The 19,929-nt window shown below is 37.9% G+C and carries 14 protein-coding genes; 5 read left to right on the forward strand and 9 right to left on the reverse strand.

Going from position 1 to position 19,929, the window contains the following annotated elements; all coding sequences use genetic code 11:
- Positions 1 to 201 precede the first annotated feature (201 nt).
- Positions 202 to 2,070, forward strand: coding sequence for a DUF4116 domain-containing protein (locus EV695_RS12800; protein WP_131906381.1), 1,869 nt, complete (start codon positions 202 to 204; stop codon positions 2,068 to 2,070).
- Between the two features lie 45 nt (positions 2,071 to 2,115).
- On the opposite strand, the gene EV695_RS12805 is transcribed toward EV695_RS12800, so the two are convergent.
- From EV695_RS12805 to EV695_RS12830, 6 genes are all read right to left on the reverse strand, one after another.
- On the reverse strand, positions 2,116 to 2,976 hold the full coding sequence (locus tag EV695_RS12805; protein WP_207907080.1) for a DUF1287 domain-containing protein: 861 nt from the start codon (positions 2,974 to 2,976) through the stop codon (positions 2,116 to 2,118).
- 139 nt (positions 2,977 to 3,115) lie between these two features.
- Positions 3,116 to 3,781 (reverse strand): AP2/ERF family transcription factor, encoded by a 666-nt coding sequence (locus EV695_RS12810; protein WP_131906382.1) that lies wholly within the window; start codon positions 3,779 to 3,781, stop codon positions 3,116 to 3,118.
- Between the two features lie 371 nt (positions 3,782 to 4,152).
- Entirely contained in the window at positions 4,153 to 4,437 is a 285-nt protein-coding gene (locus tag EV695_RS12815; RefSeq protein WP_131906383.1) for a type II toxin-antitoxin system Phd/YefM family antitoxin, read from the reverse strand.
- A gap of 571 nt (positions 4,438 to 5,008) precedes the next feature.
- Positions 5,009 to 5,422 carry a hypothetical protein gene (locus EV695_RS12820; RefSeq protein WP_131906384.1) on the reverse strand — a complete coding sequence of 138 codons (414 nt, stop codon included), beginning with the start codon at positions 5,420 to 5,422 and terminating at the stop codon, positions 5,009 to 5,011.
- Positions 5,423 to 5,429: 7 nt separating this feature from the next.
- Complete coding sequence (locus EV695_RS12825; protein ID WP_131906385.1) at positions 5,430 to 6,773, reverse strand: hypothetical protein; 1,344 nt, start codon at positions 6,771 to 6,773, stop codon at positions 5,430 to 5,432.
- Positions 6,770 to 7,978, reverse strand: a complete 1,209-nt coding sequence (locus tag EV695_RS12830) for a hypothetical protein (protein WP_131906386.1) — start codon at positions 7,976 to 7,978, stop codon at positions 6,770 to 6,772. Before EV695_RS12830 ends, EV695_RS12825 begins: the two co-directional genes overlap by 4 nt.
- A 380-nt stretch (positions 7,979 to 8,358) precedes the next feature.
- On the opposite strand from EV695_RS12830, the gene EV695_RS12835 reads away from it, so the two are divergent.
- Entirely contained in the window at positions 8,359 to 9,246 is an 888-nt protein-coding gene (locus tag EV695_RS12835) for a hypothetical protein (protein ID WP_131906387.1), read from the forward strand.
- 475 nt (positions 9,247 to 9,721) lie between these two features.
- Positions 9,722 to 11,467, forward strand: a complete 1,746-nt coding sequence (locus tag EV695_RS12840) for an Ig-like domain-containing protein (RefSeq protein ID WP_131906388.1) — start codon at positions 9,722 to 9,724, stop codon at positions 11,465 to 11,467.
- A gap of 257 nt (positions 11,468 to 11,724) precedes the next feature.
- Here EV695_RS12840 and EV695_RS12845 read toward each other — a convergent pair whose 3' ends face one another.
- Positions 11,725 to 12,411 (reverse strand): winged helix-turn-helix transcriptional regulator, encoded by a 687-nt coding sequence (locus tag EV695_RS12845; RefSeq protein ID WP_131906389.1) that lies wholly within the window; start codon positions 12,409 to 12,411, stop codon positions 11,725 to 11,727.
- A 181-nt stretch (positions 12,412 to 12,592) separates the two neighbouring features.
- Here EV695_RS12845 and EV695_RS12850 point away from each other — a divergent pair, with 181 nt between their 5' ends.
- Complete coding sequence (locus EV695_RS12850; protein WP_131906390.1) at positions 12,593 to 12,817, forward strand: tautomerase family protein; 225 nt, start codon at positions 12,593 to 12,595, stop codon at positions 12,815 to 12,817.
- A 252-nt stretch (positions 12,818 to 13,069) separates the two neighbouring features.
- Here the strand turns inward: EV695_RS12850 and recD are convergent, their stop codons facing one another.
- Both recD and recB read right to left on the reverse strand, forming a co-directional pair.
- On the reverse strand, positions 13,070 to 15,001 hold the full coding sequence (gene recD / locus EV695_RS12855) for an exodeoxyribonuclease V subunit alpha (protein ID WP_131906391.1): 1,932 nt from the start codon (positions 14,999 to 15,001) through the stop codon (positions 13,070 to 13,072).
- Complete coding sequence (gene recB / locus EV695_RS12860; RefSeq protein WP_131906392.1) at positions 15,001 to 18,744, reverse strand: exodeoxyribonuclease V subunit beta; 3,744 nt, start codon at positions 18,742 to 18,744, stop codon at positions 15,001 to 15,003. Before recB ends, recD begins: the two co-directional genes overlap by 1 nt.
- Before the next feature lie 154 nt (positions 18,745 to 18,898).
- Between recB and EV695_RS12865 the strand changes: the two genes are divergently transcribed.
- The gene (locus EV695_RS12865) at positions 18,899 to 19,678 is read left to right on the forward strand and encodes a sialate O-acetylesterase (RefSeq protein WP_131906393.1); all 780 of its coding nucleotides are present in this window, start codon (positions 18,899 to 18,901) and stop codon (positions 19,676 to 19,678) included.
- Positions 19,679 to 19,929 lie beyond the last annotated feature (251 nt).

The following is a 19,929-nucleotide window of genomic DNA, read 5'->3' on the forward strand; positions in this document are numbered from 1 at the left end:
CAGAAAATTACTTATGGGCTCTGTTTTTAAGTCATCCCCCTACTTTTTGGCACTTTTTATACTCTGACTCTATTACCATTCAAAACTATAAGTTTTAGCTTCATGCATACCCTTAATCAAATATCTTAGATTAAGTTTAGCCAATATATTATTATTAAATAATAAGCACAAAAACTAAATAATAAAAATAATAGAAAAGCTATGACAAAAATAATTAAAACATCTGTAATAGCTATATCTCTATTTATATTTATATCGCTTTTGACCACCAGTTACTTTTATATTAAATATAATAAATGGCACTTAATTATTGCCAATAAAACTAATCAAGATATAACTTTTGTAACTAATTACTGCTCTAGTTCCGATACAGAACTAAAGGTACCAAAAAATTCTTCAGAAAATTTCTCCTGTTATTCGGCAATAACGAACAAGAAACATATATGTGCAGATAAAATTGGTTGTACCTACATTCAACACGAATTTGATGATGGGTTTATCGGTGGATCTGTTATTGCTGATATATCTGTTTCTACCAATAGTTTTACTTTCGACTCACTTGAGCAATGGAAAGCGAAATTAGGAAGCACAAACAAAGAAACTGTATTATCGATAATTGAATTGAATAAAAACAACACCAATAGTGAAACTTACGGCTACCTAAAAAACATAGACACACGCCTCAGGCAGGATGAGGAGGTTATTTTTGCTGTCTTAAAATACCGCCCCAAAGAAATTACCTTAATCGATCAACACATAAAAGATCACGAATTCATTTTCAAAGCTTTAGAAACGAATCCATCTATCCTCTCTCACCTAAATGACCAATCGAAGAAAACCATGAATGTAGCAATGCAAAGAGACATCAAACTTTTTGCAAGGCTCAATAAAATTCTTCTTAACGATTTTGATTATGTAAAAACTCAGGTAATGAAAGATGGGCTTAATATTCAATTTGCCTCAGACCGTTTAAAACAAAATAAAGACATTGTTTTGCTGGCTGTCAAACAAAATGGAAGGGCTCTACAATACGCTGGAGATACCTTGAAAAATGATACAGAGATCGCATTAGCAGCAATAAAGAATACAGTCCACTCAATTGAATTTGCTGGAAAGGATATAAAGAAGAAGAAAGAAATCGCCTTAATCACAATAAAGGATTACCCACCAGCTATTAGATATTTTGACCCATCAATACAAAACGACGAGGATGTTTTAAAAATAATTTTAGATGAGGTTAAGCGGGAGATTACAAATTTATCCTATATTCAAGGTACATCGGTTGAAAAAAACAAAAGCTTCATGTTATCTGCAATCAAATTACAACCTAGAATATTTTACAGCTTATCAAATGAGTTTCAAAAAGATGAGGACATAGTACTTGTAGCTGTTAAACATAATGGTAGATTACTAAAAACATTAGATCCTAAATTAAAAAATCATAAGAAAATTGTTCTAACTGCTATAAGTAATGATGCAAATGCGATCCGATATGCAAGCAAAGCCTTACAAAAAGATCATGATGTGTTGCTTTTGGCTGCAAAAAATAAGACCTCTTTCATAGATGAAATAAACATACAGTCTATAAACAACAAAGAAATCGTAATGGAAGTACTTAAATACGATGTTGATTTAATTCATTATATGGACAGTAAATTTAAAAATGATAGAGATGTAATGTTGTTGGCTATTACAAAAAGTCATGAGAACCTACTTTTTACACCACTACCGCTGAGACTAAAAAGACAATTTTCTTTAGATGCCGTAAAACTAAATGGCTTAGCCTTGGAGTTTATAGGCTCAAGATATGAACCCAAAAGAAGTATCGTTTATGACTTAGGTCGTAAAAATAACCCGCTTAAAAACGACATAGAAATTATACTAGCGGCAGTTAAACAAAATGGCTTAGCCCTTCGCCACGCCCCAATCGAATTGCGCCGAGATAAAAATGTTGTATTTGAAGCCGTAAAACAAAACCCTAAAGCAATCGAATTCGCTGTTGGTACAGATGTCACTAATGAGGTTTACAATATGCAACAACGTTACAAGTCCAAGCTTAATAAAAGTTGAGGTTTAGGAAAACAATTTAGAGGATAAAAAAATAAAGCCACCCCCCTACTTTTGGGCTATTTTTTTATCGCCATACTTATAATGCCCAATAATCTTAAAATCAAACAACATATCATTCATTTGTGGGCCTGCTCCGATATTGTGAACAATCAAGGGATTACTCGTTAACTCAGATACGTAATTAGAGACGATTCCTATATGCAACAGTACTTTGCTCCTGCTCTTACCTTTTACTGCGTTTAAATCCCAAACGACAATATCCCCAGCAATATAATCCATCGGATCATCCTTAATCTTTAACGATGCGCCAGCGCGATTGAAGTAAGTCATCAGATTAGGCACACGCCGATGATCGATATTAGTATCAGGTCTAGACAGCTTCCATTTGTTGGGATAGCTGCGGAAATTACGTTTCATATCCTCATGAACACGTTGTTGCAGATCAAGACCCAAACCTCGAAACGATCGAATAACCACATCCGTACAGACGCCGATATTTTCAGGAACATCGCCCATCGGATAAGCAATTTTGCGATAACTACCGTCGTATCTAACATCAGACTGGAGACGTAATTCAGTTTGAATTGCCAAGTGATCCTGAAACGTTAATTCCTTCTCAGGTACTTCAACGATAGTTGGCTCAATAAGCTCAACATCGGTTTGACGCTGATCGGCATCTTGACTGGGGTTTGACTGGGGATTAATGTTTTTCGAGTGATCTTTTAATACATCGTCATTAAAAGTATCGCCGCTAAAAGTATCGTCTTTGAATTTATGATCTTTGATGAATGAAAGCTGCCCAGTAGCCAACAACGCGATCACTCCAACAAACCCAACCACTAAGACGAGTAATAGAATTGTTTTGCGATAATGGTTTTGTGTGCTTTTCATAGTTACGTTTGTCACACCCCCCACCTTTGGGGCACTTTTTTTATGAATCATTATTAGGTAGGTTGGATAAGCTTTATACCATCCTGTACGATCTTGATTGATCTCACACAAATGTTGGATGGCTTACCTTATCCGACTTACCCCACAAATCGCTTCAAGTCATACTTAAAAGCTCAGTATCTTTAATATTATGATCGCTCATATATTTTAATACTTCCGCCTTAAACGGCTTGTTACTTTTAAACTGCGTTAATAATTGTTTAAGCCACGACACCAAAATATCTTCAGGAATAATAGGTACGATAGCCTCAATGTGTACTGCCTGCTTTTGCGTAAAATATAAATACCTGAAAGCGATTAACAGCCTTTCCTTAACCGGTATATTTTTATAAATCGAATCGAATAAAGAATAGTCTTTATTTTTTTGTAGGAACTCACACGCTTTAAACCACGCCATTTCATAACCGTATTTGTTAATACTAAAGTTCTTATGAAAACGAATTTTATTCGTCATGCCCTGCACATAAAAATAACAAGTATTATGCGAAATTCTAAACTTAATCCCTTTAATTCCTGTAGAAAAAGGAGAACTAACCCGCCTCAATTCCTTAGCAGCAATATCGCGTTTACTGCTAGCCAGGTTTTTTTCCATCATCCATTTTGCATGAAGTGATTTAGCATCCGATAAAATCTCATCTTCTGATTGATCAGTAGATTTAAAAGTATAATACTTTTGCATTAATTTCGAATCGACCATAACAGCAACACGGATTCCGATAAATCCTGCCTTATGCTCGTCTTTTCTATAGGTTCTAATCATATCTATATAAAAATTAACGTCTGATATTTAATGAATTCATAAGATCAATTTACACAGATACCATCGAAAAACATAATAAAAGTATGAGGATGTGTTTAATTACTTCTGTTAATAAGTTTTTATGTTAATTACTTGTTTATTGGGAGTAGAAATAATCAGAAAGTCACCCCCTACTTACCATGAGCTTGCCATTTCGTTTTTTGAAATGGACAACTCAGACGAGGTGCAACCGAGACAACGTTGGAACGCAGTGACGACGACCCGAAGGGTGAGGCCTTAGCCGAATATTTATGCCAGAGCTTAGGACTAGCTCGTCTGTAAGACGACTCTAGACCTTACGCGTGTATTTAGGCGGTTTTTCTCGATGACAATTAAAAGTATGTAGGTCGGATAAGGCCTAGTTTCTCTTTAGCCTCTGCAAAACCGATGTATTTACCCTCTTCTATCTCTAGCAAGCCCTGAGCAATGGCTTTTACAAATGCTAATTCTTCACCATGTTTTTCAAACTCTTCAAGCCCCTGCACCACAGCCACTCCACAACCACGACTGGTTAAAAGAATGGGTCGATGAGAGTCCTTGGCATGATTGACAACCTTGCCAGGATTAACTTTAAGATCAGATAGAGAAATCACATCTTCGGAAAATTTAGTTTGCATAGCCTTGCCTTAAAGAACAGAAAGACCTGTTAATAGCACCTATTTAATGGACATGTCAAAAAACTTGGGAGGTTTACAAATGGCTTGTTGATAACACACAAAGATACAGACATCAGATAATAATTGGCAATATACCAACGATTATAAAAGGGGTGTCCAGTTACATAGCTAAATAAGAATAATGAAATAGCCCCCCCTAGTTTTGAATGATATTACGTTTTTGTCGCGTTTAAAAACGTAAATAGAATTTATGCTTTGCGAGGCAGTTTTTATCAATCAGAATCTTCCTTGGTTTCATGAGTAACCGTTTGTCGAGGATATATCAATAACTTACAGGCTCGTCTACCGGTTGAATATTGCTTATGAGCGTTTGGTTGTCCTATTTATTTCGGAGTAGAAATAATCAGAAAGTCACCCCCTACTTATGGGCACTTTTTCTCGATGAACAATAATATCGGTAGGTTGGATAAGCATAGCGCCACCCGACATGAATATGATTGATCTGATTGAAATGTCGGATGGCGTTCATTATCCGACCTACTGCGTTATATGTACTTTAAAAGTCACCCCCCTACTTTTGGGCGGTTTTATTCTCAGTACTTTCAATTTCTCGTTTTAACTTTTGTAACTGCAAATCAAAGTACTCATCTTGCTTAGGTTGTATTTTTGTATGCCATTGCCTAAAGCCATAAAACATCAGCAAAATTGCTATAGTTGTTGTCCCTGAAAGTCCATAGATATAGGTTTGTTTGTTTTTTACTTGAGCCTTAATACGTGCTTCAATAAATTTGCCAATACCAGTCTTTTCTTTTACTTCCTCTGTACCTGGAATACTCTCATATTCTTTAACTAGATAATGTAGTTTTTCGTTGGTAGAAGTACCAACCCATATAGTTCCTAAGATGCTGGTGATAAGTAGTAATAAACCAAACATGGCATAGAACTTGTAAATGTTGTCAGTAGGAAGAGGTATTTTAGATTCCATATTATTCCTAAGCGCTTTCATCCCAAAGAGTTATTGAATTGGACTTGTACCAAACTAAATCATTTTCAGCACTTAATAATAGAAACACCATTTCTTCGAGAATCTTCAACAAAAAATCTTCAAGAATTATCTTACATCCAATAGGATACTTTTCACTAGAGATATGAAATTCAGTTTCTTTATTATGAACAATTGAACAACGCACTTTATAAACTACACTAGAGAGAAATGTACTGATGTTTAATAATGTTAAAGAGTTGTAACTTTTAAACAATGACAACTTTTCTAAGAATTCCTCAATTTCAGCAACATTACTAGAATTCCTAGCTATAAAAGCTTTCCATTCATCATAAGCAAACTTATTAAAAGTATTGCCATCAAATGGCAATAAAAAGCTTCGTTCAAACAAATCTCTAATTGCTTTATTTTCATTGATTTCTACTGATTTATATAACCTTTTAAAGTCTCTTATTGAGAACATAGTATTCGTTGATGTTCGTTCAAGGCTTACAATTGGAGCTTTAAACATAAAATTTTCAATTATATGAAAAATTGAAAGATATTTTGTCAGTACATCTTTACGATTATTATATTCACCTAATATCCCAACTACATCTTCAAACTGAGCATAAGATAAACTTGGTGAATAAAGTTCGATTGAAGAATTTGAAGGTGTAGGCAGATAATCGATTACTGGAACTGTCTGTTCACCTGATGAAGCCATATGAATTTTAAGTAACTCAATAACATTTTTATTGGCTGATCCAGCAACCAAAACCGATTCATCACAAAAAAGTAATTCTTGAATAGTATTAAAATCAATATCACAAGATGATGAAAGTATTGAATACCAACATTCAATATCAGACTCAAAACAAATGAGTTCATTTAATGAAGTTTCATCAACAGGGTTAAACCATATTAGATTTTTAGAAGCATCCCCAAGGTTACTAGCGTACGCATGAGAGTCAAAACCAAGTTGTACTTCAGCAAATTGAAAGGAAATACCAATGTCTTCATCTTGAATTTCAGTAATATTTTCAATTATACGTTCTGAAATCATGATAATAAAAATAACCTTCGAATACGAAAAACCTGGAAACGCTGAAAAGTCATTATTAAATTGTAAAAACTGCTCTTTCAAAGAATCATAATTATTGTAAATAGTGCAGTTTCTTTTGCACGTTTGTAATTTAATTTTTTCTAAAGATATATTTTCTGTCAAACTATCAAATAAATTTTGTTTCTCTTCATCTAAGGTATTCCAATAAGTTTCTAACGCTTCAGATTCCTCAGATATATTTGAAATACAAGCTATAAGATCGGAATATAATGATTCAGCTTTTTTCACAAATCACCCCCTGAAAATATATCTCTCCAATTGATAGTTTCAGTGAAACCTGATTCTGAAAATTTTATAAAAGCATTATATATGTTCTTTTTATTTATATTTCCAATATTAACTTTTGCTAAATCAACACTATTTCTACATTCTTCATATTCTAGTAAGTTACATTTTTCGAAATTATCAGCAAGCCGACCTATGCATTCATCTATCTGATTAACATCAGATATTTGTTGTCCAATAGCTCCAAACAAAGATACAAGTGATACTTCTCTACCAACCCATTGAGTTCCTAGGTCTTGAAACTCTCTTTTGGCTGCCACATCAATTGCATATACAGATTTTATAAATTTCTCTATTAGTTCATATGAAAAATAACTCATAAGCTCATATAGCTTTTTTTCATCTTCTTGCATCTTTGCTATAAATTGAGTATTTGTTGTAACTGGCTTTTTATCTAAAAAAGAAATTAGTGCTGATATTAGATGTGAGAAATGATAAGTGCCTAGTTCTCTTTGTTTACTGAACGTAATACTAGAAACTTCCTTCTCTCTTTTTATTGAAATACTACCACTTTTAACATCTTCCATAATTGGAAGAATATTTTGAAATAACAATTCAAGTTGATGCTTTATGTTTACTGGTTTATGACCAGCATTCAAAACTAACATTTTTCTAACTTCATCTTCTGGAGATAATCCACTCCACAACTCGAACCATTGATAGTTAGCATCAAAACAATCATTAAGTTCATTTTCACCATGTTCTTCGAAGAATTTTTTGATTTCTATTAGTATGTTACTCGAAGAACCTATTTCTAAAAGTTGGTCACGAAATTTTCTTTTAAACTGAAAATCAGTTAATTGTTCATAGGCATCCTTTATATCCCTAAGAAAAAGCTCTTTTGTCTCATAAATTAGTTTCATTCGATGAGTTCTTTGAAGCCCATCTAGAATTTTAAAATCATCCACTATTTCGTTCTGTAACTCATTGACATCTTTATCTGATATCAAAGTAATTGAAGGAATGTGTCCTTTTTTAAGAATAGTATTAACTAATCTATCCAGATAAGAATTATTAACAATTGAACGTTGGACATCGTAATTATCGTAGTCGGAAGGTAAAGTTGAAATGTAATCTTTCAAGGAAGCTTTTATTAAAAGACAAGTACTGTTATTTTCTTCTTTTCTATCTAGTATTTCAAAATTCATAAATTAAGTTTTCATATTTATCGATTATGGTTGGTAATATTTTGTTTGTTTCATCATATATTTTTTCTTATTCTATTAATAGAATATATTTTGTATAAAAAGGACGCCCCTACTTTGAGGCACTTTTTGATTACGAAAGAAATATCAATAGTAGTTAATTGACCATCGTACATCGACGATTCCTTACAGAATCTACGATGAACTTTCTTGGCTCTTGGTGAGCCTCAGAAAGCTACTTTTTCTAACAACTGATCAATTCTAACCCTACTCTTAATCTCAAGCTTCACAACAAGAACTATCAAAACCACCTATCATCAATAAGATGAAATAATTCATCTGATATTATATTTTACAAACTACACAATGATTCGGACTAGCATGTGAAATATTACAAACCAGATTGGTATTCTATCGGAGGCAATGTAGATGCAAATGCTTCATTCAAAGAACAGAATACGTTTTGGTTGAATGAGTGCGATAAATGGTTGGCGCAGTTAGCGTCAGAACTGACGTCGAAACGAGCGCAGGAGCTAGCGCCAAGAACCAGCGAATCATATTCCACCGTAGAGTCACAGAACTTCATCATCTTAAGTGCTGAAGATGAGAAATACACGAATCATTTTCTTAAGTTCCTGGAATTCTCAAGAACGAAAATTTTAGATAATCTTAAAGATGTCGCATCAGATGACGGTTTTGCTAAACATGTTCTGATCATCACGGCTGATCAAGAGACGTATTATGATTATCTCTTCATGTTCTACCCCGAGGATTCAAAAGTCGGCTTAAGTGGCGGGGTGTATTTAAATGATGGATACGGCCATTTTGTTTTCCCATCACAAGAAATCTCTTTCACAGAATCAGTCGCTGCCCACGAATTAACTCATGCGTGTTTGGCTCATCTACCTATACCGCTCTGGTTAAATGAGGGGTTGGCGGTTTCGATGGAAGATGTTGTTTTGAATAGAAATCATTTTCAGATGAATACAGCCATTATTTTCAAACATCAAAAATACTGGAACGAGGATAATATTCAAGCCTTCTGGGATGGCTCCAGCTTTGGGAGTACAGGTGTTGGACAAGAACTCAGCTATCACTTGGGCCAGTTATTAGTGAGAAATATTTCTGAAGACTATGAACTGTTCGCACGTTTTTGCAATGACGCACATTTTAGTGATGGCGGTGAAAAAGCCTTTCTAGAATATTTCAATATTTCATTGGGTGATCTCATTGAGGGTTTACTAGGCGATGGAGACTGGAGCCCCAAATAAACATATCAGGCTGATACTGATAGCAGGTTGTTATAAGAACGGTTTAAATGAAATTAGGAAGGTGTTTTTAAAATGACACCCCCCTACTTATGAATGATATTACGTTTTTGTGTTTTAAAAACGTAAATAGAATTTATGCTTTGCGAGGCACTTTTTCGTAGCAGTAAATAACAACAGTGTTTGATCGACCACTGTCCATAGACGATTCCTTACAGAAACTACGATGAACTTTCTTGGCTCTTGCTGAGCCTCAGAAAGCTGCTTTTTCGATTAATCTCAAGATTACCGTTTTATTTGATCTGCTTGTTATCATTTTAAGAGTCCCATTCAGTAGACTAAGAAATATTCTATATATATTAGTTTTGTTTAACCGTTTTGTTTAACCGTTTAATTATGCCTTTTATCGTTAGAAGCACTATTACCCGCTATTCAGTGTTCTAATCCCTTCTACTAATAATTATTCAAATAAAAAATCATGATATCTCTCTTAGTTTTTAAATCCCTAAAATCTTATCTCTTAATTCTACTGATTGGTGGATTACAGATAACATCTCTTTACGCTGAAGAAATTTCAAACCCTATCAACGTGGGTGATATTGAAACTAACTCTAGTATTAAAAGTGATTGGCTTGGCTTAAATTATTTTCCACTTGATGATAGTGATGATATCCCTCAAACAGAGTCTGAAAGAATCAATTGGAAAGTCGCGACGATGGCTGATGATGAAAATAGTTTATTTATTTTCTATGAAAATAACTTTTCCAATATTAGTGAAACAACTACCCACGGATCACGTTTAGGCTTTTCCTGGGGCTATCAGGTATTTCTTGATACGGATGATTCTTCTGACACTGGATTTCAACTAAGTAATGTATTCGGCGCTGATTATGTGATTGAAGGCAATGTATTAATGAAATATGAGGGTTCTGGTTCAAACTGGAATTGGTCTACTCTAGGTGCACTTTCCTCAAATTTCTCTGCAACCAAGGTCGAATATAAACTTTCTAGAGTTTCGATTGGTAACCCTAAAAAAATAAAAGCAGTATTTCAGGGAAGTAATTATGCATTCGGCGGTGTTACTACTGATCTGTACCCTAACGGTGCTTTCGATGATAATGCCAGCACTCGATATTTCACGTATAAATTAGCTGATTCTCCAAACATAGGAGCGAATACCCCACCTGTTTTGAATGATCTACACTTTGTTGTCCCGAAAAACAGTCGTGAATTAGGATACAACATTGATGGAACAGATGTTGATAGTCAGTTTTTAACTTACGAAATTCTTTCAACGCCTCAAAATGGTAGTTTTTGGTTCAGGTGGTTTGGTGATGTCGATTACGTAATTTTCTATTCACCCAATCAGGGTTTTGTCGGTGAAGATACGTTTACTTACAAGGCTTCCGATTCAGTAGATGATTCGCGTATAGCAACGGTTACCTTCAATGTGGTTGAAGATAATTCACTTGATTCATACTCAAATGTAGTTGATGACGAATCTATGGTGATTGATGGGCAAATAAGTGAATGGGATTCTGTAAAGGCATTTACTGATATAGATAGAATTGTTCAAACGGCTTCAGGACCTGATTGGATAAACGCTAGCCTTGCTCATAGCAATGACAATCTGTATTTATACCAGAAGAATCGCAATCCAATCGTTACTGATGAATTGAGCGGTAATTACATCCCTTGGATTTATCAAGTTTACTTAGATACTGATCAGAACAAAGACTCTGGATACTTACTGAGTGATGGTATTGGTGCTGAGTACATGATCGAAGGTAACTACTTATACTTTTACAATGGGTCTGGAAGTGATTGGAATTGGCAAGAATTGTCTGAACTTGAAGCCTCATTTGCAGGAAACTTATCTGAGATTAAGATTCCTAGAAATTTAATTAGCTTTACTCAAAGTAATTTCAATCTGAGTTTTTACGGCAATGGCTATAGCAGAGTTATTTATCCATCTACCAGCAATCGCTTCTTTGAATACAGCATTGGCGCTGGAGTATCTGCTCCTGAATTGAATATAGCGGATAGACAAGAAGGTTTAATCAAGTCACCTTTAAGCCATCAACCTGTAGCATCAACTTCTATCGAAAATAGTACGGATACAACGACAGGAACAAGTTCAGGTGGTGGATTATTTAGCTATTGGTTTATACTTTTTGGCGTTTCATTGTTAGTTACCAGACGAAAATTCAACGCTAAATTTTAAGATAAAATCTGACTATGTGAGTATATAAAATATCGGCTGTAGATTTATGGCCGATATTTTAATAAGTATGAAAAGCCAGAACCAGATTAAATATCAAAAGTGCTAACAAAGAAGTCAGTTCCCCTAACCTAGGTTTTAATAACACCCCCCACCTTTGGGGCACTTTTTCAACGAACTATAATAATTAGTTCGAATAAGCATTGCGCCATTCGATCAAAAAAAACTTATTTACACGGCTTAATGTGTTGATTAAAACTCTAATCGATTTCGACCGCTTCGGGAATGCCTGCAAAGATACTGTAGGCCATCCAGCGCGATACATTACTCGTCAGTTGCGGTGGTCCTAACAGTTTTAGGCGGCTTTCTCGAATTGCTTTCTTGTAGGTGGTATCTCCCATCCACACTTCGATCATGGTGCGTAGGTCGGTATTAAACCAAACATCAACGTCCCTGCCAGGGTCTTCAAGGCACACATCTACTTCGTCATTCTGTACAACTATCCACCATTTTTTTAGATTTTCTAAATCGGTAAAGTTGAATTGAATCGTCGTTTCATTGCCTGCGAGTTTCTCGGGTTTAATACTCCTTACCAGATAGATCATCAATAGTTCGACATCGAGTTCAGAGTTCTGCATTTGTCCACGCGCCCATTTCATTCCCCAGTCGCCCAACTGCATTATGACGGGGTAAAGGTCTTTTCCGGCTTCAGACAAAAAGTACTCGTAACCTTTCTGCATATTGATTTTTTTGCGAACCATCAGGCCGTTTTCTGTTAGCTCATTGAGCCGCTTGGTTAGCATGGTTGGAGATATCAGTGCCATGCCGCGTTGAAATTCATTGAACCTTGTAGCGCCCATCAGGGCTTCTCTAATAATTAGAAAGGTCCACTTTTCTCCTAATAACTCGGATGCTTTTGCAACCGGACAAAACTGTTTGTACTCCATCACAACCTCCTAAGTTAACTATGTGTAGTTGCTTACTACACAATCTGTAGTGCATTACTACAGTTTACGTCGCATCTTTTTTTGTCTGCGAATTCTATTATTTCCTCACCAACACAAACTGTTTGGTTTTATTTATACACTTTTTTTTAACAACTTTTTATTAACTATAGGAAAAAATATTATGCCACTTATCAACGTAAAGCTAATTGAAGATGTATTCACACCCGCACAGAAGACACAAATCATCGAGAAACTTACCGATGCCATGGTAGAAATCGAAGGTGAAAACATGCGCGGAGTGACCTGGGTATATATCGAGGATATCAAGCAAGGCGACTTGGGTATCGGAGGAAAACCCCTCCACGCTAAAGATGTTCATAGCCTTCAACGCGGCGAAGCTGCATAAAGCTTGAACGGGCATCGGCTGTGAAAACAGCTGATGCCTAATCTATTTAGAAAACAGATTTTTTATTACTTTTTAGGCCATAAGGTATCATAAGCCACAAATAGGAATAGTGAGAGAATAGCGCCAGTCGGAACGGCTATAAATTTCACAAAAAAGTATCCTAAATTTTCTCCGAAAATAAAATACACACCGAAAGTTAATAAAGAACCAATGACTATTGTGCCTAGTGCAATAACAAGAATATATTTCATGTTATGCGTTGGATAATGATTGCTCTATCCGAGTCGCCTTAACCACCTCAGCCTTAACCCCAGTTACCAACACACTCTCACTCGCGACAATACTCACCTGCTCTTTTGCACGGGTGATTCCGGTATAGATTAATTGTCTTGTTAGCAATGGCATTTCTTCGTGTGGCAATATCAAAACGACTTGATTGAATTCTGAGCCCTGGCTTTTATGGATGGTCATCGCCCATGTGGTTTCGTGTGCGGGTAGTCGCACTGGAGAGAAACTTTTGTATGCATGAGAGCCATCAGCGGCAGAAAGCCCATCGTCAGCAGAAGGAAAATACACTTTTACTTCGCCATCTCTAATCAGGGTGATTCCAGTATCGCCATTAAACAGCCCTTTGCCATAACTGTTTTGAGTAATCATAATGGGACGACCGTGATACCAGCTTTGGTTATTGTTCGAGAACTTTTTGCGGAAATGTATCTGGTTTTGTTTTGCCAGTGCGGTTTCGATGCGACTGCTCATATTCACGCTGCCGTTCGGTCCGCGGCGTAAAGCACATAACACTCGGTATTGAGTGAATGCCTGAAAGATTTCATCGTAGCTAGCGTCAGGATTATTGATAACGTCGATATACGTTCGCCACGGTTTGATTAGCTCGGCATCTCTTAATGTATCTGGTGCGATGAGTTTACAATTCTCACTGTTGCTATCTTTGAGTAAGCTGAGTAATTTTCTGCTATCACCTTGATTGGCGGCTATCGCGCTTTGTCCGATGTCGCTGTCTTTGGAGAAGCGCCAGTTTTTCTTTAGCGTCACCAAGTGCTCGCTTTTATCCTCTTCTAATCCGCTACACATATCGGCAAATACCGAGCCTGTTTCTACGGATGAGAGTTGATCTTTATCGCCGATGAGAATCAGTTTCGCATGAGCGGGAACGGCTTCGACAAGTTTAGACATAAGCGCGATATCGATCATCGAGGCTTCATCGACCAAGACTACATCGGCATTCAATGAGTTGTTGCGATTGTGTTTGAAGTTGACGCTGCCGTGCTGGTAGCCGAGTAGTTTGTGAATGGTACTGGCTTCGCTGGGCATGAGTGCCGCTGCATCTTCTGTCAAACCCAGACCTGCTTGCGCATCGCGAATCGAATCGAGCATACGAATAGCGGCTTTACCGGTTGGCGCGGCTAATAAAACCTTGAAATTATTTGTTAAGCCACCCCCCACCTTTGGGGCAGTTTTTTCATCTGATGAAGATAAATGCTGTTCAATCAATAATGCCAGTAAACGCGTTATCGTGGTTGTTTTACCCGTGCCCGGGCCACCTGAGACGATTAGGAATTGATGTTTTAATGCCAGCTCTACAGCGCGGCGTTGCCAATTGATTTCTTTTGACTCTTTTTCGTTTGCACTATCTTTATCGTCAGAGAACAATTCATCCAGACGTTGTTGTGCCCAACTATCCTGATTTTCCGACTTGGTAATGGAATCAATATCTTCATCAACAGTCATACGCGCGCGTATTTGTTTCGCCAGTTGGTTTTGGTATTGCCAGTAACGTCGAAGGTACAAATAACCCTGATCGATTATCAGTGGTTTGTAATCCCCTGCTTCGCCGCCGACATTGGTTTGCAATAATACGGCTTGATCTTCTTCCGTTACCGGAATCGCAATTTGACCTTCGCGAGTGTGTTTGCTGATCTCTAAAGTGCAGCGTTTGATGACTTTGTTTTGTGCTATTTGTAAGTCGCTTTCTTTATCTTTCGAGCTGTTTAGCTCTTGCATGAGTTCTGCAAGTTGCTTGTCTAGTGCTTCGTATTCTTCTGCTTCTGGTGGAGCTTGTTGCTGCAAATTTGTCGATGGTGTTTCTACTGTTTCTGGCAGTACGTCACTTGCGTCCTTTTTCGAATCAGCAGAATCACCGAACATGGAGAGTTGCTCTGACATTAGCTTGCCTCCTGTGTTTCGGGCTGTACGTTGTGGCTAGGTAGACGCATAAACAAACCATCCAATGCATTAATCAAATCGAGACTCGGTTTATGGTAAAACACACCCCCCCACTTTGAGGCACTTTTTTGTGAGTCCTGATCTAATTGTTCGGTTTTTGTCATGCCACGAATAAACAGGTAATACGCGCCACCGAAATGCGTTTCCCATTGATAGCTGGGTAAACGCTGTTCTAAATAGCGGTGTAACGCCACGCAGTAGATGAGGTATTGCAGATAGTAATGCGCCTCAGCCATTGGCGTGAAGAGTTTTTCAGGCGCATAGTTTTCAAGCGTATTGGATTTGTAATCCGCCAGATAGTATTTACCATTGTATTCGAAAATCAGGTCGATAAAGCCTTTTAGGTAGCCTTCGACTTCATCGAAATACAAGGTGTCTACAGCTTCGCGGATTTGACGCCACTTCGGTGTTGTGTCGGATTCGTCATCTACCGGTAAATGCTGAAATAAGGTTTGTTTTAGCTTTTCGATATCGAGTCGTTCGAGTGGCAGATAGAATTCCATCTCGTCCAAACGCTGTGCTTTACTCAGCTTATTCAGTGACAAGATTTCGGTTTCTGCTGACATTTGATTCTGATGCAGTTCAGCCTCAATGCTTTCTCCAATCAAACGCATCGCGGCTTGTTTGTGCTTTTCTTCGAAGCTGTATTTTTCGAGGATTCTATCGAAGGTTTCTGTTTGCTCTTCCAGTGGCTGGGTGAAGTCAATATTCTCGTAAATTTCGTGCAAGGCAGTACCCGCAGTTGCGCCTTTGGGGAAGGCTTCTACGATATTTTCAGCGCCATCATCCGCCTGCGCTATTTGTTTATTATTGATTTCGACAAAACTGTCGTAATCGGGCGTTTCGGCGTGTGCGCCAGCGGTCAAGCCACTAAAACTGGTGATTTGCGCTTGCGATTTAATCTCGGCGGTAAATTCACGGGCTGTCAGGGTTTGATTTGTTTCAATCGGCTGATACACCAAATCCTGTGGATACTCGGGCAAATCATCGAGTGAGATATTGCCGTTACCAACGGTTTCGAGTTTCAGTAAGTTTTGCTCGTACGCCAGTTTGAATTCGGCTTTCTGTTCTTTTTCTGCTTTGCCAGAACCGGACGGATTGCTTTTACCATTGGTGAGTAACCAACCCAGTGCAGAACGATCGGGACTGCCACTGATGGTTTCTGGGAACACCACAATATTGCACTGATATTTAGCACGGGTTAACGCCACATAAAGCAGTCGCGTATCTTCTGCCAGTTCTTCCTGTTTTTTCAGTTCTTTATGCTCATCACTTTCTGATGAACCAATTTCTAGATAACTGCGTTCGTCTTTGTGAAAGGTGAATATTTTATCGCTATTCGCTTTCGGGCTTAAACCGACATAGGGGCAATAGACGATGGGGTATTCCAGACCTTTTGATTTGTGAATAGTGACGATTTTGACGAGGTTTTCATCGCTTTCTAGACGCAATTCGCTTTCTGTGGCGCTGCTGTTTTCTTGGCGCTGTTTCAGCCACAACAGGACTTCTTCGATACTTAATGATTTCTTACGAACTGCTTGATGGATGATTTCTGCGAGGTGCAGAGTATTGGTTATCCGGCGTTCGCCATCCATAAAGTTGAGCAGATGTTGATGCGTGTTTTGTGATTTCATCAAAGCGCGCATCATCGGTAGAAAGCCATGATGCTTCCATTGGTATTGCCAGTTCTGGAATAACAATAGAATCTCTTCCCAGGCATTGCTGTCTGACTCTAAATCTAACAAGTCCTGTGCTTGATACCCCATAAGTTCGGTGACCAATGCACGACGTACATTATCTTCGCGTTGCGGATCGGCAATCGCTGTGAGTAATCGATGAATTTCAACCGCTTCGTGGGTTTCGAAAATACTTTGCTTACTGCTTTGCACACTGGCGATTTTACGTTGATTAAGCGCGGCTTTGATCATATCGCCTTGCGTGTGCGAGCGGATTAAAATCGCGATATCTCCACCACCAATAGGCTTGCCTTCAATGGTTGCCTTACCCTGATTGGATGCATTGAGTAATTCTGCAATATCACCCGCTACTGCATCGGCGATTTCTTTGCGGATTGCATCGGCAGATTGAGGTTCTGGTTTGCCATCAGGTTTTTCGCCAGGCGTTTGATTAAAGCGCCACAGTTGCAATGGAGTTCGCGCCTCTGGTGCTTGAATATCATTGAGGTCTTTTCCCGACTTGACCTGCACGTATTCGATGCCTTCATCCTGAAAGGGATTATCAGACTGAGCGTATAAGGTATTAAACGCAGAGATTAATTTGTCATGCGAACGCCAGTTAGTTTTAAGTGTGTGATGATTGCTTTCATCCGTATCGGCTTTGGCTTTTAGATAGGTATGAATATCACCACCACGGAAACTATAAATCGCCTGCTTCGGATCACCAACTAAGAAAACAGCGTTTTCTTGGGTGTGCGGATCATTATAAATAGTACTAAAAATATCGTATTGAATCGGGTCCGTATCCTGAAATTCATCAATCAGTGCAGCTTGATATTTCTTGCGTAAATCTATCGCCAGTTGCGGGTTAGTTTTTAACGCCTGTTGAAGTTGTAATAGCAGGTCATCGAAGGATAAAACACCGAGGCGTTTTTTCTCTTTCGGGAGTTCTTCTTGTAAATATCTCAGTAGCTCGATGCGGGTGTTATTGAGAAAATCATCTGAGCCTTTATTAAGTTGTTCCCAAAGTTCTGAAAAGGATTCCCATGCTGAGAAAAAGCTGTGTTCTGGCGGGGTGCATTTAGCTTTAGTCCCTGTCTCTATATATGAATGTTTAAATTTCTGCGCGCTTTCAATGAAATCTGCATTGATATCAAACAAGGCTTTAATTTGATTCATTTCGTTGCATAACTTTGCAACCGTGGGTTTCCTGAATTTATTACCGTTTAAGTTTTTATCTTCTAATAATATTTGGGTGATTTCAGCACCGTCTGTTTGCCATTGTTTAACAATATTCTGTAAGCCTTTTTCCAGAATGTCCCATTTGTCCGTTTTTTCACTTTCATTCGAACTAGCATCATTTGAGCAATTTACATTGTTTTCTGGACCGCATAATTCAAGATACGGTTTACCCACAGCATTTCTAATATCTTTGAGTAATGAGTCGGGCGTGACACTTTTCTGGTGTAATTTGAAGATTAATGATTTCGGTGCGTTGTCGGTATACCTTCGCCAAAAATCATCCGTGAGTTTTTGCATTAACTCACTGTCATCATCCATCAGTTCGCTTTCAAAAGGTAGCCCTGCTTCGAAGGCATTTTCACTCAAGGTGCGTTGGCAGAAACCGTGGATGGTAAATATCGCGGCTTCATCAAGACTGAGTTTGGCGCGATTTAAACGGCGAATCGCTTCTTCGTAATCAGATTCACGTTCGATGAGTTCCAATACTTCGCCGTATTCTTTTTTAAGTGCATCTGTCAGGCCGTGTTCGTTGATTGCTTTAAATGCGGCTAATGCGCCGACTAATCTTTGACGCACATCATCTCGCAGTTCTTTGGTAGCCGCTTCGGTGAACGTTACGACTAAAATCTGGTCAACTGTGAGATTCTTTTCGAGTATCAAACGAAGGAACAGCAAGGTTACAGTCCACGATTTACCCGTGCCCGCGCTGGCTTCTATTAAATTTATTGAGGATAAGGGAATTTCGTAGGGATTTAGGGTTCTCATGAAAACCAATATTACCTTGTTTTTATGTCAGATATCAGTAATCTTGAACTTAAGGAAGCTCAAAATACCCTTAGGCTTATTCAAGAATAACTTACATGTCGAAGTGGATGGCATAAGAACTAAAATACTTAGCTAATTAAGAATAAAACAAATTATGTCATTTCAAAAAACTCAAGGTAAGTCATTTACTTATCTATTTGCATTCGCGCTTGTCTTTTCGCTGTCGTTACTTGTTTCAAGTAATCTATCCGCCAAGGAAAGAGTGTATATTTTAGCCGGCCAATCGAACATGATGGGCAAAGGCAAAACACATCAATTACCAGCATTTTTAAAACGCCAGCCGAGTAATGTTGAGTTTTATTACCAAGGTCGTAAACGTGAGTTGGCGAAGTTTTCACATTTCGGCCCTGAAGTGAGTTTTGCCCATGCCATTTCCCGTGCTTTCCCTAACGATAAACACATCATTATTAAACATGTGGCAACAGGCAGCTCGATCAATCAATGGTTGCCCGGTTCTGGTTTATTCGCAGGTTTATTACGCCAACGCGGTTTCGTTAAAGTCGGCACACAAAGCAATAATATTGTAAATACAAAAGTAGATGCAGTGATCTGGATGCAAGGCGAACGCGATGCGCGTTCAGAACATAATGCTTACAACTACGAATCAAATCTTAAACGCTTTATCACAGGCGTGAGAAGACAATTAGATTCGCCGCGTAGCGTGTTCATCATGGGAGAAGTGAATCCTGAAGACCCTGCATTCTTTATGCTCGATACCGTGCAACAAGCGCAGGTTAATACGCAAAGAACCCTACCCAGTGTGAAACTGGTATCAACCAATGGTCTAGGTAAAATTTATGACCATGTTCATTACGATACTCAAGGCCAGCTGGAATTAGGCAAGCGCTTCGCCAGAGCTTATACCAATAGATAATCAGAGCAATAACTTGCTCGGCTATATGTGATCCAATTCAGCTTAAAAAATACTGTCTTTGATTTGAAATCACTGCAGTTCAGTTTAAATTAACTATTTTAGTACCGTTAATCTGGTACTTCGAACAAGGTTTAATCTCACACCACTTACAGTCAGTATCAATGCGATAAGCAATATAAAAATTCTAATTATCCGTGTTGATTCAATTATTTAACGTTACTCTTTTTTTACTAAAAGTTGACGTTTTTGGA

Source organism: Cocleimonas flava (assembly GCF_004339015.1).
GTDB lineage: Bacteria > Pseudomonadota > Gammaproteobacteria > Thiotrichales > Thiotrichaceae > Cocleimonas > Cocleimonas flava.

Coding starts and splice junctions, on each gene's coding strand:
- EV695_RS12800 (WP_131906381.1), top strand. CDS start 202: ATGACAAAAATAATTAAAACATCTGTAATAGCTATATCTCTATTTATA.
- EV695_RS12815 (WP_131906383.1), bottom strand. CDS start 4,437: ATGCAAACTAAATTTTCCGAAGATGTGATTTCTCTATCTGATCTTAAA.
- EV695_RS12865 (WP_131906393.1), top strand. CDS start 18,899: ATGTCATTTCAAAAAACTCAAGGTAAGTCATTTACTTATCTATTTGCA.
- recD (WP_131906391.1), bottom strand. CDS start 15,001: ATGTCAGAGCAACTCTCCATGTTCGGTGATTCTGCTGATTCGAAAAAG.
- EV695_RS12845 (WP_131906389.1), bottom strand. CDS start 12,411: ATGGAGTACAAACAGTTTTGTCCGGTTGCAAAAGCATCCGAGTTATTA.
- EV695_RS12810 (WP_131906382.1), bottom strand. CDS start 3,781: ATGATTAGAACCTATAGAAAAGACGAGCATAAGGCAGGATTTATCGGA.
- recB (WP_131906392.1), bottom strand. CDS start 18,744: ATGAGAACCCTAAATCCCTACGAAATTCCCTTATCCTCAATAAATTTA.
- EV695_RS12820 (WP_131906384.1), bottom strand. CDS start 5,422: ATGGAATCTAAAATACCTCTTCCTACTGACAACATTTACAAGTTCTAT.
- EV695_RS12830 (WP_131906386.1), bottom strand. CDS start 7,978: ATGAATTTTGAAATACTAGATAGAAAAGAAGAAAATAACAGTACTTGT.
- EV695_RS12840 (WP_131906388.1), top strand. CDS start 9,722: ATGATATCTCTCTTAGTTTTTAAATCCCTAAAATCTTATCTCTTAATT.
- EV695_RS12850 (WP_131906390.1), top strand. CDS start 12,593: ATGCCACTTATCAACGTAAAGCTAATTGAAGATGTATTCACACCCGCA.